This window comes from Amycolatopsis sp. NPDC004378 (genome assembly GCF_053602455.1).
In genome coordinates this window covers 239,920-255,035 of sequence record NZ_JBSGDR010000007.1, presented here as the reverse complement: position 1 = coordinate 255,035, position 15,116 = coordinate 239,920, and the positions used below count along the sequence as shown (strand labels likewise).

13 protein-coding genes and 1 pseudogene are annotated in these 15,116 nt (G+C 73.3%); 5 read left to right on the top strand and 9 right to left on the bottom strand.

The window, feature by feature from the left end; all coding sequences use genetic code 11:
• Positions 1–71 precede the first annotated feature (71 nt).
• Entirely contained in the window at positions 72–1,088 is a 1,017-nt protein-coding gene (locus tag ACWEN0_RS22925; protein WP_451976849.1) for an LLM class flavin-dependent oxidoreductase, read from the top strand.
• Between the two features lie 11 nt (positions 1,089–1,099).
• Here ACWEN0_RS22925 and ACWEN0_RS22920 read toward each other — a convergent pair whose 3' ends face one another.
• From ACWEN0_RS22920 to ACWEN0_RS22900, 5 genes and pseudogenes are all read right to left on the bottom strand, one after another.
• Positions 1,100–1,996 (bottom strand): hypothetical protein, encoded by an 897-nt coding sequence (locus ACWEN0_RS22920; protein ID WP_451977141.1) that lies wholly within the window; start codon positions 1,994–1,996, stop codon positions 1,100–1,102.
• Positions 1,997–1,999: 3 nt separating this feature from the next.
• Positions 2,000–2,465: pseudogene (locus ACWEN0_RS22915) on the bottom strand (FAD-binding oxidoreductase); the annotation flags it as partial.
• Entirely contained in the window at positions 2,462–4,648 is a 2,187-nt protein-coding gene (locus ACWEN0_RS22910) for a peptidase domain-containing ABC transporter (protein WP_451976846.1), read from the bottom strand. The gene ACWEN0_RS22910 and the pseudogene ACWEN0_RS22915, both read right to left, overlap by 4 nt.
• On the bottom strand, positions 4,645–5,184 hold the full coding sequence (locus tag ACWEN0_RS22905; RefSeq protein ID WP_451976843.1) for a hypothetical protein: 540 nt from the start codon (positions 5,182–5,184) through the stop codon (positions 4,645–4,647). Before ACWEN0_RS22905 ends, ACWEN0_RS22910 begins: the two co-directional genes overlap by 4 nt.
• Before the next feature lie 59 nt (positions 5,185–5,243).
• Positions 5,244–5,438, bottom strand: coding sequence for a mersacidin/lichenicidin family type 2 lantibiotic (locus ACWEN0_RS22900; protein ID WP_451976840.1), 195 nt, complete (start codon positions 5,436–5,438; stop codon positions 5,244–5,246).
• Between the two features lie 312 nt (positions 5,439–5,750).
• On the opposite strand from ACWEN0_RS22900, the gene ACWEN0_RS22895 reads away from it, so the two are divergent.
• Positions 5,751–7,262 carry an FAD-dependent oxidoreductase gene (locus tag ACWEN0_RS22895; RefSeq protein ID WP_451976837.1) on the top strand — a complete coding sequence of 504 codons (1,512 nt, stop codon included), beginning with the start codon at positions 5,751–5,753 and terminating at the stop codon, positions 7,260–7,262.
• 119 nt (positions 7,263–7,381) lie between these two features.
• Here the strand turns inward: ACWEN0_RS22895 and ACWEN0_RS22890 are convergent, their stop codons facing one another.
• Entirely contained in the window at positions 7,382–8,443 is a 1,062-nt protein-coding gene (locus ACWEN0_RS22890; protein ID WP_451976834.1) for a hypothetical protein, read from the bottom strand.
• Positions 8,444–8,548: 105 nt separating this feature from the next.
• On the opposite strand from ACWEN0_RS22890, the gene ACWEN0_RS22885 reads away from it, so the two are divergent.
• Both ACWEN0_RS22885 and ACWEN0_RS22880 read left to right on the top strand, forming a co-directional pair.
• Positions 8,549–9,319, top strand: coding sequence for a polysaccharide deacetylase family protein (locus ACWEN0_RS22885; protein WP_451976831.1), 771 nt, complete (start codon positions 8,549–8,551; stop codon positions 9,317–9,319).
• 4 nt (positions 9,320–9,323) lie between these two features.
• Positions 9,324–10,520, top strand: coding sequence for a YVTN family beta-propeller repeat protein (locus tag ACWEN0_RS22880; protein ID WP_451976828.1), 1,197 nt, complete (start codon positions 9,324–9,326; stop codon positions 10,518–10,520).
• 83 nt (positions 10,521–10,603) lie between these two features.
• Here the strand turns inward: ACWEN0_RS22880 and ACWEN0_RS22875 are convergent, their stop codons facing one another.
• From ACWEN0_RS22875 to ACWEN0_RS22865, 3 genes are read right to left on the bottom strand one after another with little or no spacing between them, the layout of a single operon-like run.
• On the bottom strand, positions 10,604–12,823 hold the full coding sequence (locus ACWEN0_RS22875) for a xanthine dehydrogenase family protein molybdopterin-binding subunit (RefSeq protein ID WP_451976825.1): 2,220 nt from the start codon (positions 12,821–12,823) through the stop codon (positions 10,604–10,606).
• On the bottom strand, positions 12,820–13,815 hold the full coding sequence (locus tag ACWEN0_RS22870) for an FAD binding domain-containing protein (protein ID WP_451976822.1): 996 nt from the start codon (positions 13,813–13,815) through the stop codon (positions 12,820–12,822). The genes ACWEN0_RS22875 and ACWEN0_RS22870 overlap by 4 nt, the downstream gene beginning before the upstream one ends.
• Positions 13,812–14,300, bottom strand: coding sequence for a 2Fe-2S iron-sulfur cluster-binding protein (locus ACWEN0_RS22865; RefSeq protein WP_451976819.1), 489 nt, complete (start codon positions 14,298–14,300; stop codon positions 13,812–13,814). Before ACWEN0_RS22865 ends, ACWEN0_RS22870 begins: the two co-directional genes overlap by 4 nt.
• Positions 14,301–14,403: 103 nt before the next feature.
• Between ACWEN0_RS22865 and ACWEN0_RS22860 the strand changes: the two genes are divergently transcribed.
• The gene (locus tag ACWEN0_RS22860; protein ID WP_451976816.1) at positions 14,404–15,048 is read left to right on the top strand and encodes a TetR family transcriptional regulator; all 645 of its coding nucleotides are present in this window, start codon (positions 14,404–14,406) and stop codon (positions 15,046–15,048) included.
• Positions 15,049–15,116: the final 68 nt, after the last annotated feature.

Sequence of the window (15,116 nt, the reverse complement as noted above, 5' to 3'; positions counted from 1 at the left end):
CGGCACCGCCGCCCCGGCACACACCCCATCCGTGCCCGACCTCGAACCCCACCGCCTCTAGGAGCCCCGCGATGGCCATCCCGCTGTCCGTGCTCGACCTCGCCCTCCTCGGCACCCGGGCCAGCAGCGCCGACGCGCTGCGGGGCACCACCGAGGTCGCCCGCCGCGCCGACGAGCTCGGCTACCACCGCTTCTGGGTTGCCGAGCACCACAACTCGCGCAGTGTCGCCAGCACTTCGCCCGCGGTGCTGATCGCGCATCTGGCCGCCGCGACGTCGCGGATCCGCGTCGGGTCCGGCGGGGTGATGCTGCCCAACCACCCCGCGCTCGTGGTCGCCGAGCAGTTCGCCATGCTGGAGGCGTTGCACCCCGGGCGCATCGACCTCGGCATCGGCCGGGCGCCCGGCACCGACCCGGCGACGGCGTCGGCCCTGCGCCGCGCCCCGGCCGCCCTGACCGACGCGGAGTTCCCCCGGTACCTGCAGGACTTGCTGGGCCTGCTCGGCGACCCGCGGACGAGCGAAGGCATCTGGGACGGCTTCTCCGCCACCCCAGCAGCACGCACCTCGCCCGGTGTCGTGCTGCTGGGGTCGAGCGACTTCAGCGCCCGGCTCGCGGGCCGGCTCGGGCTGCCCTACGCCTACGCCCACCACTTCAGCACCGGCGCCACCCTGCCCGCGCTGCGGCTCTACCGCGAGACGTTCACGCCGTCGGCGGTCCTCGCCGAGCCCTACGCGATCGTGACGATCAACGTCCTCACCGCGGACAGCGACGACGAAGCCGCCTGGCTGGCGGCCCCGCACCGGGTCCGGGTGCTGGAGATGCTGACCGGCCGGTCCGAGCTGCTGCTGCTCACCCCGGAAGCGGCGGCGGCGCACCCGCACCTGGACAAGGCCCGGCGGCTGCCGATCAACCTGATCACCGGCGCGCCGGACACGGTGACGGCCGGGCTGGCGGCGCTGGCGGAGCAGACCGCGGCGGACGAGCTGATGGTGCTCACCGAGTCGGCCGACGTCGCCACCCGGCTGCGGAGCTTCGAACTGCTGGCGCGGGCCTGGTCGCCGGCGGCTGAAATCCTTGCCGGGTAGGGAATCGGGCGTCACGTCGCGGTGGCGCCGTCCGGTTCGTACTCGATGAAGCCGGGGTTGAGGATCCCCGCCGGGTCGTAGCGGTGCTTCAGCTCGTTCACCTTCGGCCACTCGGTGCCGAAGTGCAGGCGCCAGCGGGGCAGGTCGAGGTGCACCCACGTGGCCAGGTGCCGGGTTCCGCCCAGCTCCAGCGCCAGATCGCTGATCCGGCTCAGCAGCGCGAGCGCGGGCGGCAGCTTCGCGACGGCCACCCGGGGGAAGAGCCCGACCATGATCAGCCCGGCTTCGCCGTCCGGTACGCGGAGCATCGGCGTGGCCGTCACGGCTCGCCGGGCGGGCCACAGCACCACGGCGTCGGCTCCGGCGAGCAGGCCGTGCAGGCGGCGCCGGCACACCGTCAGGAACGCCTGCGCCCGGGACCACGGCAGGTACGCCACCAGCCAGGGCTGGGCGACGCCCGGAACGGGCGGCACCTCACCGGCCCGGGGGCGGGCCAGGAACGTCGCCGCCGGCTGGTCGGCCGGTGGTTCCCGGCGGCCCACCAGACCGGCCACCGGGCACCGCGACGGCGCGGTCGCGGCGTCGTCGACCTCGAGCGTGGCCAGCACCCGGTGGCGCCAGGTGCCGTCGGGCGCGGCCTCGACGGTGGATTCGAGTCTGGTCACCGGCGTGCCGGGGGCCACCAGGCGCCGCAGGTCGCCGAGCATCTCCTCGGCCGTCTCGTAGTGCAGCGGGTACGTCCTGGCGACCGGGCGGTACTCCCGGAGCCGGTGCTCCACCCCGGTGATCACCGCGAACTGCCCCATCCCGCCGAGCACGTGCCCGAACAGGTCCGGGTGGGTTTCCGGATCACACCGCACCGGCTCGCCCGCCCCGGTCACGACGTCGAGTGCCGTGCAGTTGTCCACTTGGGCACCGAAGCGGAACGACGACTCGCCCCAGCTCCCGGCCGAGTGGGTGCCGCCGACGGTGACGTGCGGGTAGCTGGTCAGCACCGGCGGCGTGAGCCCCGTGCCGGCTCGCCTCGGCGACGACCGCGCGCCACCGGGCACCCGGGCCGCAGCGGAACCGCCGGGCGCCGGGGTCGATCGTCAGGTGGTCCAGGCCGGTGACGTCCAGGACGATGCCACCGTCGTTGGTGGACTGTCCCCGCAGCGAGTGGCCGGTTCCCCGGGGCGACACGGGAACGCCGTGCTTCGTGGCGTAGCGCAGGGTGGCCGCGACGTCGCCGGGGCCGTACGGGCGGACCACCACCGCCGGCCGGCGGTAGACCACCTGGCCGTAGTCGGTCTCGTACGCCGCCAGCGTCGCCGGCTCGTCGGACACCCGGCCCGTGAGCAGCCGGCGCAGGTCCGCGGTGAGGGCCTGATCGGTCATGGGGTGCGCTCCAGCTGGGTCCGCACGAGGCCGGCGTAGTGCCCGCCGAGCTCGAGGAGTTCTTCGTGGCGCCCGGCTTCGACGACCCGGCCCTGGTCGAGCACGAGGATCCGGTCGGCGTTCTGGACGGTGCTGAGCCGGTGGGCGATGACGATCCGGGTGCACGCCAGCGCGCTGAGGTTGTGGTCCACCAAGGCTTCCGTCGCCAGGTCGAGGTGACTGGTCGCCTCGTCGAGCAGCAGGAACGTCGGGGTCGTCGCCAGCGCCCTGGCCAGCGCCAGCCGTTGCCGCTGCCCACCGGACAGGCCGCTGCCGCCCTCGCCGAGCAGCGTCTCGTACCGCATCGGCATCCGCTCGATCTCGTCGTGGATGCCCGCGAGCGTCGCGGCTTCGACGACCTTCTCCAGCGGCATGGCCGGGTCGCCGATCGAGATGTTCGCGCGGATGGACCCGTTGAACAGGAACGGTTCCTGCAGCACGACGCCGAACTGGCGGCGCACCCCGTCGATCCCCAGTTCCGCCAGGGGTTTCCCGTCGTAGCGGATGGTGCCGCCGGTCGGGTGGTACAGGCCGAGCAGCAGCAGCGCCAGCGTGCTCTTGCTGGCGCCGGTGCGGCCGACGAGGGCGATCTTCTCCCCCGGTTCGGCGGTGAACGACACGTCGTGCAGGACGCGCGGGCCGTGCGGGTCGTAGGAGAACGTGACGCCGGACAGCTCCAGCCGGCCGGACAGCCGCACGTCCGGGACCGGGGCCACCGGTTCGGGCTCGGCCTCGATGACGTCGACGATCCGGCGCAGGTGCGCCCCGGCCAGCTGCAGCTGCTGCCCGGTGGTGACCAGGGACGCGAGCGGCGTGAGGAACGCCGTGGCGATCGCGATCAGCGCCAGCATCGTGCCGAGCGGCATCGTCCCGTCGACCACGCTCACCATGCCGACGGTGAGCAGCAGCAGCGGCGCCAGCGTGCGCAACGCCGTCAGGATCGTGTCGACGACCGCCGCGTACTGGTTGCGGCGCAGGGAAAACCCCAGCTCCCGGTGGAACAGGTTCGACCAGAAGTCCAGCACCCGGTCCTCGACGCCGCTGGCCTTCAGCGTGCCGATGCCCTTGAGCAGCTGCACCCCGAAGCTCTGCGACTCGGCCTGCGCCACGAGGTAGCGCTGGGTCAGGTCGCGCAGCGGCCGCGCCGTGACCAGCAGCACCACCACCTGGACGGCGCCGATCCCGAACGCGAGCAGCCCGAACACCCAGCTCTGCGTGGCCAGCACCACGAGGAACACCAGCACGAACCCGCCGTCGAGCACCGCCGACAGTGCCTGGCCGGTGAGCATCTCCCGGATCGCCGCGGAACTGCCCAGCCGCAGGAGGAGATCGCCGCTGGTGCGTTGCGCGAAGAACGTGTACGGCAGGCTCAGCAGGTGGCCGAACAGGCCGAGCATGATCTGCGTGTCGAACCGCCCCTGCAGGTAGATGAGCATCGCCGAGCGCAGGTAGGCGGCCACGAGGTTGGTCAGGACGATGAGCACCGCGCCGACGGCGATGATGCCCAGCACGTCGGTCAGGCGCAGCGGGATGACGTAGTCGACGAGCACCTTGGTGAGCGCGGGGACCGCGAGCGCCGTCGCCTGCAGGACGAGGGACGCGCCGACGACCTGGGCGAGCATCCGCCGCCAGCCGCGCATCCGCAGCACCTGGCGCAGGTACACCGACCACGCCGACTGCCCCGGCCGCCGCCCGGCGAGGGCCGGCCCGGGCGCCACCGTGATCACGACGCCGGTGAACTCGCGGGCGAACTCGTCGTCGCCGACGACCCGGCGGCCGAAGGCCGGGTCGACGATCCGGTAGCCCTTCCGCAGCTTCGCCTCGATGATCACGAAGTGGTTGAACGACCAGTGCGCGATCACCGGCAGCTCGAGCCGGGGCAGCGCGGGGAGGTCGAGCGAGAAGACCTTGGTGCGCAGGCCGAACGACCGCGCCGCCTGGACGAGCGCGCGTGCGGTGATCCCGTCCCGCGCCGCGCCGAAGAACTCCCGGCACTCCGAGACCTGCGTGGCGCGGCCGTGGTAGCCGAGCATCATCGCGAGGCACGCCGCGCCGCACTCGGTGGCGCTCAGCTGCAGGAGCACCGGCAGCCGGCGCCTGCGGACCAGCCATCGGGCGACCGCGCGCCACCACCCGGCGCTCATCCGAACACCCCGCCAACCACCGGCAGCCCGGCCAGCACGCTCCGGGACCCGACGCGGACCCGCGCCGGGAGGCGGTCGCCGTCCCGCACCGGGCCGGCGTCGACCCGCGCCACGGCGACCGCCGCCGGATCCGGCAGGCCGGCGGCGGGCACCCCGAACCGGGCCGACAGCCCGGCGGGCGCGAGCGGGGCGCGCTCGTGCCCCACCACGGTGCCGCGGACGTCGCCCTGCTCGAGGACCACGGGTGCCCCGTCGGCCAGCCCGGGGAGATCGGCGCCCGGCAGCGCGACGACGAGCACCACCGGCTCGCCCGGCCGTCCGACGTCCTGCCCCGCGACGGCGAACGCACTCCCCGTGTCGTAGGTCGGGACGGGGATCGCGGCGACGACGGCGCTCAGCAGCCCGAGCACCCCCAGCGCGAGCCACAGCCGCCGGAAGACCCGGGGCCGGGCCGCCGGCGGCAGCACCGCCGTCCACCGGCCGTTGCGGTGGTACTCCAGCGCCTGTTCCCGGAAGATCGACCGGTTCTCGGCCATGGGCCTCCCCTCCTCAGCAGGGCCCCGGCCACTTCCGCCGCCGGGGCCCGCAGCCGTCGTTACTGCGTTTCGTTGCAGCTGCTCCAGCAGCAGGAGTCGAGCGCCGCGGCGCCGGCGATGAGGTCGTCGAGCGCCTCGTCGGTGAGCTCCATCAGACCGGCGGGGTTCGCCGGCAGCAGGGACCGCTGGGCGGGCCCGAGGCCGTTGCGGAACTCCTCGTCCTTCCAGGACCGGATGATTTCGTTGTCGGACATGTGTTTTCTCCTCGGTGACGGTGGGCCGGCCGGAGTGGCCGGCCACGCCTGCCACCAGCACGATGCCCGCCCGTGGTCGGCAGCCGGTGGGTGAGCGGTGGGCAGCGTGACCCGGGCTTGGCCGGGTGATCGGCAACCCGAGGCCGTGCCGGCTCCCGGTCGGCAACGCGGCGGAGGTAGCCACCCCGATCCCGGCGCGTGCGCCGCTGTGCGCGCTTGACACCTCCGTGCCAGCGCCGTGTGCGCGTCCTGAGCGCGGCTCACCGCAGCCTGGACCGGTCGCCGAAATCCGGCCGCGGAAGGGGATTTCTCATGCATGACGTGGTGATCGTGGGCGCCGGGCCCGTCGGGCTGTTCCTGGCCTGCGAACTGGGCCTCGCGGGCTGCTCGGTCCTGGTTCTCGAGCGGGAGCCGGAGCCCGGCGCCCCGTGGCGGACGGCGCCGCTCGGGCGGCGCGGCCTGTTCGCCGCTTCCGTCGCGGCGTTCCACCGGCGCGGGCTGCTGGAGCCGCTGCTGGCCGAGGCCGGCCCCGCGTTCGGCGCCGCCGAAGACGACGACCCGGCACAGCCGCGCTTCGCGGGGCACTTCGCCGGGATCGTGCTCGACGCGGCCGACGTCGACCTCGCCGCCCTGCCGTACCGGCTGCCCGGCTCGGTGCCGGACGCCGTCATGACCAGCCTCGACACGGTCGAAGCGGCGCTGTCCGAACGGGCGGCCAAACTCGGGGTCGAGATCCGCCGCGGGGTCGCCGTGGACGGCCTCACCCAGGACGACGAGCGCGTCGTCGTGCACGCCGGCGCGCGGGCGTACCCGGCACGCTGGGCCGTCGGCTGCGACGGCGGGCGGAGTGCGGTGCGCCGGCTCGCGGGCTTCGAGTTCACCGGCACCGAGCCGCAGTTCACCGGGTACGTCGCGCTCGCCACCATTCCCGACATCGAAAAGCTGAACCCGGGGTTCACCCCCACGCCGCGCGGCATGTACCTGCGGATGGCCGCGGACGGGCACATCGGTGTGATGGACTTCGACGGCGGCGCGTTCGACCGCTCGCGGGAAGTCACCCGCGAGCACCTCCAGGAAGTGCTGCGGCGCGTCTCCGGTACCGACGTGACGCTGACGGAGGTCCACCTCGCCTCGAGCTACACCGACCGCGCGATGCAGGCGACGACCTACCGGCGTGGCCGCGTCCTGCTCGCGGGCGACGCCGCGCACATCGTTTCGCCCCTCGGCGGGCAGGGACTGAACACGGGCATCGGCGACGCCGCCAACCTGGGCTGGAAGCTCGCGGCGACCCTGCGCGGGCGGGCCCCGGACGGGCTGCTCGACACCTACACCCGCGAGCGCCACCCGGTCGGCGCCTGGGCGCTCGACTGGACACGGGCCCAGGTGGCGTCGATGCGGCCGGATCCGCACGCCCAGGCCGTCCAGAGCGTGCTGCGCGACCTGCTCCGCACCCGGAACGGGACGACCTACGTGTTCGAGAAGCTTTCCGGCATGGCGGCCCGCCACGACCTCGGCGACGACCGGCCGCTGGTCGGCCGCGTCGCGCCGGACTTCCGGCTGGACGACGGCACGAGCCTCGCCGACCTGATGCGCGACGGCCGGGGCGCCGTCCTCGACTTCAGCGCCGGCCGGCACCTTCGCGATTCCGCGGCGGCTTGGGAATGCGAGCTGCGGTACGCCGCGGGCACCGCGGAGAACGACCTCGGCCTCGGCGCGGTCCTGGTCCGCCCCGACGGGGTCGTCGCCTGGGCCGGAGAGCACGTGCCCGACCGCGGCTCGTTCGAACGAGCCGCCCGGCGCTGGTTCGGCGACGCGCGCGTCTGATGTGGACCGGTGTGTCCGGCGGGGCCCGATCACCGGGCCCCGCCGGGGTCAGCCGCCCACGGCGACCCCGCCACCGAACGAGTTGCCGACCACCGTGACACCCGCCAGGACCAGCGACCTCAGGCCAGGCGGAAGCTGCCCACGAAGGGATAGCCCGGAATCCCGGCCTTCGCCGGTTTGCCCGGCCGCGGGTAGCCCACCAGCCACAGCTGCCCGGTCGTCGCCACGTTCGTCGCCAGCGACACGTCGGCCACCAGCCGGAACCGCGTCTGGCGGCCGTCCGGGTGCAGCGCCCAGCCGGTCAGCCGGGTCACGCCCCGGGTGCGCGGAACGAACTGCGTGTCGAGGGCGACGCGCAGTTCCACCCAGGTGTCCTCGGTGATCGGCCGCCGGATCCGCAGCACGCCGACGAGCATCAGCAGTCCCAGCAGCAGGAACACCCCGCTGCCACCGCCGGCGCCGCCCACCGCGGCGGGACCGGCGATGCTGTCGGCGTCGAACGACACGGTCGACACGAAGACGAGACCGGCCGCTCCCAGCACCAGGAACGTCACCGCGGACCCGAGCGTCCGCCGGATCTGGAACGCCCGGTGCGCGGCGAGCACCGGGTCACGACGCGGCGGCGTCGGCCGGCGCGAGACCGGTTCCGCGAGCGTCGCCCCCGCCACGGGGGCGTCCTCGATCCGCCCGGCCCGCAACCACATCGCGCCCGGCAGGCGGACGAACACCCGCCGGCCGGTGCCGAGCACCCACACCCGGCGCTCGCCGGCCAGCTGCACCCGCGGCCCGTCGTGGAGCCGGGTCCGCAGCCACCGCCCGTCCGGCAAGCGAACGGACACCCGCGACCCCTTCACGAGCAACCCGTCGGGAGCGACGTCCAGCCGGTGGTAGGGCTCGACGAAGAGCCGCCGGAGCCGCTGGTACAGGCTCAGGACGTAGCACCACATCGCCAGACTGGCGCCGAAGACCGTCAAGTAGAAGTACGGCAGCCCGCTCCCGCGCTTTTCGGTGAGCGCGAGAAGCACGCCGAAGGCGACGAGCGCGCCGGTGAGCGCGGTACGCAGGACGGTCGCCTTCGTCAGCTGCCGGATGTACCCGGCGAACAGCGGCTCGGCCCCCGACGGCAGGTGCGGCGCCGGTTCGTGGACACGGACTCTGTCCGCGCCGGAAGCGATGTCCATCGTTTTTCGTCCCCAGTCAGTTCGTGCGCTCGGCCGGGGAAGCGTACGCGCAGCGGCAAGACCGCTCTCAGCGTCCTCACAGCAGCACTCGTAGATGGTTCAACGGTGCCTGAGCACGATCCCCTGACCCGACGCCGACTGCTCGGCATGACCCTGGGCGCCGCCGCCTTGACGGCGTGCTCGGCCCCCGGCCAGAGCCCCGCCCCGGCGACCAGCCGCAGCGCCGGGCCCGCGCCTTCGCCCGCGACGTCGTCGACGCCTTCGCCACCTCCCGTGGGCCCCGCCGTCGAGCTGGCCCGGTCGGCCGCCGGACGTCCTCAGGTCGCGCTGACCTTCCACGGTGCCGGTGACCTCCAGGTCACCCGCCAGGTCCTGGACGTCGTGCACCAGCACGGCGCCCGGATCACGGTGCTGGCCGTCGGGACCTGGCTCGCCGCGCACCCGGACGCCGCGCGCATGGTGCGCGACGGCGGTCACGAGCTGGGCAACCACACCTGGAGCCACCCCGCCCTGTCGGGGTATGCGGCGGAACCGATGTACGCGGAAATCCAGCGGTGCCGGGACAAGCTCGCCGAACTGACCGGGTCACCGGGGCGGTTCTTCCGGCAGTCCCAGGGCCAGCACGCCACCCGGGAAGAACTCGTCGAAGCCGGCCGGGCCGGGTACGCGAACGTGCTGTCCTACGACGTCGACTCCCTGGACTGGAAGGATCCCGGGCCCGCCGCGATCCGCTCCGCGGTGGCGAAGGCCACCGCGGGCAGCGTCGTCAGCATGCACCTGGGGCACCCCGGGACGGTCGCCGCGCTCCCCGCCGTCCTCGGCGATCTCGCCGCCCGCGGGCTCACCCCCGTCACCGCGACCGAGCTGCTCGCGTAGCCCCGTGCGACCGCTCATCGTCGCGCTCTGCGCGCTCCTCACCGCCGCCTGCTCGGGCGCGAGCACCCCGGGCCCCGGCGACACGATGCCGGGCATGACCGGAATGGACACTCCCGGGACCGCGCTGCCCCACCTGCCGACCCCGCCGCCCCCGGCGTTCAACCCGCTGCCCGGCATGCCCGCGGTCACCGACCCGCACGACGTCGACGCCGCGGCCGGCCCCGGTCTGCTCTCTCCCGCCGTCGCCGGCGACAAGCCGCTGGTGTACGTGCCGCACAGCGGGTCCGGCGACGTGTGGGTGATCGATCCGGCGACCTACCAGGTGATCGCCAAGTACCCGGCGGGCAAGGAACTGCAGCACGTTGTGCCGTCGTACGACCTGCGCACCCTCTACGCCACCGACGACCGGGGCGACCACCTGCTGCCGTTCGATCCGCGCACCGGGCTACCGGGCAAAGCGATTCCCGTCGTGGATCCGTACAACATGTACTTCACCCCGGACGGCCGGTACGCCATCTCGGTGGCGGAGCGGCTGCGCAAGCTGGTCTGGTACGACCCGCACACGTGGCAGGTCCACGACGAGACCCCGGCCCCCGACTGCGGCGGGATCGACCACGCCGACTTCTCCCCCGACGGCCGGACCGCCGTCTTCACGTGCGAGTTCGCCGGCCGGGTCGCGGTCGTCGACGTGGCCACCCACCGGCTGCTGCGGATGATCGACATGCCGCACCGCAACACGCGCATGGGCCCGCAGGACATCAAGCTCGCCCCGGACGGCTCCGTGTACTACATCGCCGACTCCGACGCGAACGGCCTCTGGGTCCTCGACGGCGCGGCGACGCACGTGCTCCGCTTCATCCCGACCGGCCGCGGCGCACACGGCCTGTACCTGTCCCGGGACGCCAAGCAGCTCTACGTCACCAACCGGCACGAAGGCAGCATCACCGTCCTCGACGCCTACAGCGGCGCGCCCGTCACCGTCTGGCACCTGCCCGGCGGCGGCAGTCCGGACATGGGCAACGTCACCGCCGACGGCACCCAGCTGTGGCTCTCCGGCCGCTACGACCGGGTCGTCTACGTGATATCCACCAAGGACGGTTCACTGCTCCGGAAGATCCCCGTCGGCAATGAACCCCACGGGTTGTGCGTCTGGCCGCAACCCGGCCGCTATTCGCTCGGGCACACCGGCATCACCCGCTGACCGGCCCCAGGGCCACGGCAGCGGCGCGAAGCGCCCACCACTTTCCGGGAATTCGCCGGGGAAACCGTCAAGCCGGTGGTGTCTCACCACACCTTGTCGAGGGTGATGGGCAGGTCGTAGACGCGCTTGCCGGTGGCGTGGTGGACCGCGTTCGCGATCGCCGCGGCGACGCCCGTGATGCCCACCTCGCCGACGCCGACCAGGCCGAGCGGCATGGTCGGGTCGGGGTCGTCGAGGTAGCCGACGTCGATCGGCGGGATGTCGGCGTGCACCGGGACGTGGTACTCGGCCAGGCTCGGGTTCATGATCCGCCCGGTGCGGGGGTCGACCAGTGTCGCTTCGGACAGTGCCATGCCGATGCCCATCACGATCCCGCCGCGCAGCTGGCTCGACGCGGTCTTCGCGTTGATCACCCGGCCGACGTCGAACATGCCCACCCAGCGCGAAACCCGCACCTCGCCGGTGTCCTGGTCGACGCGGACCTCGCAGAACTGGGCCCCGCACGCGGCCTTCATCCAGCGCCGCTGGTCGCGCAGGAACTTCGCCATGAACTTCAGCTGCCCGCCCAGCCTGCCGAGCCGGGTGTCGGAGCCGACGGCGGCTTCGATCGACGGCACGCCGGCCTTGGCCAGGATCTCGGCCGGGCTCGCGCCGGCCGAGCCCGACCGTTTCGCCAGCGAAGCCAGCTGCCCCTGCAGTTTCTCGCAGGCGGCCAGGAGGCTGGCGGCGATACTGGCGGTCTGCATGGACCCGCCGGCCCCGGGGCTCATCGGCAGCGCGGAGTCGCCGTACTCGACGCGCACCGCCTCGAACGGCACGCCGAGCGCGTCCGCGGCGATCTGCGCCTGCGCGGTCGCGCCGCCCATGCCCATCTCCTGGAAGCCGCACCGCACCAGGACGGTGCCGTCGACCGCGAGCCGGACCGTCACGTTCGCGGCGAACTGCCAGGACGGGTGGTACGCCGACGCGACGCCCATCCCGACCAGCCACCGCCCGTCGCGCATCGAACCCGGCTCCGGCGTCCGGTCGGCCCAGCCGAACCGTTCGGCGCCGCGGGCATAGGCCTCGCGCAGCATCCGGTGCGCGAACTTCTTGCCGTCGAGGGGGTTCGCCGCCGGTTCGTTGCGCATCCGCAGGTCGATCGGGTCGACGCCGAGCTCGTAGGCGAGCTCGTCGATCGACGCTTCCAGCGCGTAGGTCCCGATCGATTCGCCGGGCGCGCGCATCGAAGTGTTGGGAATCAGGTCCAGTTCGACGAGGTTCTGCCGCACCAGGATGTTCTCGGCGTCGTAGAGGTGTTTCGACTGCGACGTCACCTGCTCGGGCCCGCCGCCGACCCGGCCGGTGCGCGTCACGCTGGTGTGGATGAGGGCGGTCAGCTTGCCGTCGGCATCGGCGCCGAGGGCGACTCGCTGGGTGGACGGCGTGCGCCCGCCGACCGTGCGGTAGACGCCTTCCCGGGTCAGCATCAGCCGGACCGGGCGGCCGGTCGCGCGGGCCGCCAGCGCGGCGAGGATGGTGCCGGGCCAGATCATGCCCTTGCCGCCGAAGCCGCCGCCGACGAACGGGGCGAGCACCCGCACGTTCGCGACCGGGACGCCGAACCGCAGCGCGAGGTGCGTGCGGGCCCAGTCGATGTTCTGCGTGCCGTCGTGGACGGTCAGCCGGTCGCCCGCCCAGATCGCGGTGGTCGCGTGCGGCTCGATCGCGTTGTGGTGGTGGGTCGGCGTGGTGAACCGCCGGTCCAGCGTCACCGGCGCCGCGGCGAGCGCGGCCTCCGCGTCGCCCTTCTTCGCGGTGCCCGACATGAGCAGGTTGCTCTTCTGCGGTTGCGCGTGCTTCTCCTCGGCCGCGAAGTCCACAGTGGACGGCAGGGTCTCGTAGGCCACCGTGACCAGTCCCGCGGCTTCCCGGGCGGCGTCCAGGGTGTCGGCGACGACGACCGCCACCGGCTGGCCGTCCCAGTGCACCTCGTCGGTGCCGAGGTAGTTGACGGAAGTGCCGGAGACCAGGGTGGCCAGGTTGAGCGGGCTCACCTTCGGGGCCGGTTTCAGCGCCGGGGCGTTCAGGTGGGTCAGCACCGCGACGACGCCCGGGACGGCGGCCGCGGCCTCGGTCCCGATCGCGGTGATCCGGCCCCGGCTGACCGTCGAGTGCACCAGCGCGGCGTGCGCGAGGTCGGGGTGGGCGTACTCGGCCGAGAAGCGGGCGGCACCGGTGGTCTTGACCTTGCCGTCGACCCGGTCGATCGGCTTGCCGACGAGCGTGCCGGCGGTCTCGGTGCCGGGCAGGGTCCGGGTCATGCGGCGCTCCCGTCGGTGAGCAGCTGGCGCAGCGTCGCCACGATCGTGCGCTGCGCGAGGTCGATCTTGAAGGCGTTGTCGGGTTGCCCGACCGCCGGTGCGAGTTCAGCCGCGGCCGCCCGGCGGAAGGACTCTTCGGTCGCCGGAGCGCCGAGCAGGATCCGCTCCGCTTCGCGGGCCCGCCACGGCTTCGCGGCGACACCGCCGAGCGCCAGGCGGACGTCGGTCACGACGCCGTCTTCGGTCTCCAGCGCGGCCGCGACCGAGACCAGGGCGAAGGCGTAGGACGCGCGGTCGCGCACCTTGCGGTAGCGGGACCGCGCCGCCACCGGCAGGGCCGGCAGCTCGACCGCGGTGATCAGCTCGTCGCGGGCCAGTTCCGTTTCGACCTGCGGGGTGTCGCCCGGCAGCCGGTGGAACTCGGCCAGCGGGACGCGGCGGGTGCCGCGAGTGCTTTCCACTTCCACGGTCGCGTCGAGCGCGGCCAGGGCGACGCCCATGTCCGAAGGGTGGGCGGCGATGCAGTGGTCGCTGACGCCGAGGATCCCGGCGTTGCGGGCGAACCCGCCGATCGCGGCGCAGCCGCTGCCGGGCTCACGCTTGTTGCACGCGGCGGCGCCGTCGTAGAAGTACAGGCAGCGGGTGCGCTGCAGCAGGTTGCCGCCGACGGTCGCCATGTTCCGCAGCTGCGCCGAGGCGCCGTTGAGGATGGCCTGGGCCAGCACCGGGTACCGGGTCCGGACCAGCGGGTGCGCGGCCAGCGCGCTGTTGGTGACCAGCGCGCCGATCCGGAGGCCGCCGCCGGGCAGCTCCGCGATCCCGGTCAGCGGCAGCCGGGTGATGTCGACGACCACGTCGGGGCGTTCGATGTCCTCCCGCATCAGGTCGACGAGGTTCGTCCCGCCACCGAGGAACTTCGCGTTCGGCTCGGTGGCGACGGTCCGCACCGCCGTTTCGACGTCGGGTGCGCTCAGGTAGGCGAACGATCTCATTGCGCGACCTCCTGGATGGCCTCGACGATGCCGTTGTAGGCACCGCAGCGGCACAGGTTGCCGCTCATCCGCTCCCGGATCTCCGCGGCGGACAGGACGCCGCCGGAGGTGGCCAGGTGCTCGGTGACCGCGCTCGGCACGCCGTCCTTGTGCTCGGCGAGCATCCCGATCGCCGAACAGATCTGGCCCGAAGTGCAGTAGCCGCACTGGAAGCCGTCGGTGCGGACGAACGCGTCCTGCAGCGGGTCGTCCACGCCCTCGATGGTGGTGATCTCACGCCCGGTGTACTGCACCGCCAGCGCGAGACAGGAGTTGATCCGCTTCCCGTCGGCGAGCACCGTGCACGCCCCGCAGGCTCCCTGGTCGCAGCCCTTCTTCGTGCCGGTCAGGCCCAGCCGCTCGCGCAGCGCGTCGAGCAGGCTGACCTGTGGTGGGAGATCGAGCACCTCATCGACCCCGTTGACCCGCAACCGCACCTCGACCACGCGGAACCCCTTCCTCCGTGCCTTGTGCCGCGAAATTAACAGAACGACGTCCTCTAAACAAGAGTACGGCGTTCTTTTAAGTGGACCGTATGATGGCTGAGATATGTCCCAGTCAGCGTTCTTGCGGGCCAGGCGGCCGGAGCAGAAGGAACAGCGGCGCACGGCCATCCTCACCGCGGCCCGCGAGCTCGCGCTCGAGTCCGGCGTGCGCAACGTCAGCCTGGGCAGCGTGGCGACCGCCGTCGGGCTGGCCAAGTCCAACGTCGTCCGCTACTTCGGCACCCGCGAGGAGATCTACCTCGAGCTGGCCGCCGGCTGCTGGCGCGACTGGGCGGACGAGGTCGCCCGCCGGCTCACCGCCGGGGACGACGTCGTCGACGTGCTGGCCGAGACGCTCGCCGAGCGCCGCCTGTTCTGCGACCTGCTCGGCCACGCCGCGACGTCACTCGAGCACAACGTCTCGGTCCCGGCGGCCCGCGACTTCAAGCGCGCGGTGCTGGGCGTCGTCGGCGAACTCGGCGCGGCGGTCGCCGAGGCACACCCCGGCCTGACCGAGGGTGAGGGGTTCGAGCTGGTCGCGGCGGCGAGCGGCCTCGCGGGCATGCTCTACCCGGCCGCCAACCCGCCCCCGACGCTCCTCGAGGTCTACGCCCAGCACCCCGACCTCGCGGCGGCCTGCGTCCCCTTCGTCCCGACGCTGAAGCGCGCCCTCGCCGCCCTGGCCGCCGGGCTGCCGACCCTGCGCTGACGAGAACGCCGCGGCGACCCGGGCGTCGGTCCCGAGCGGGACGGCCTGCATAAGGATCTTCGTCTGCG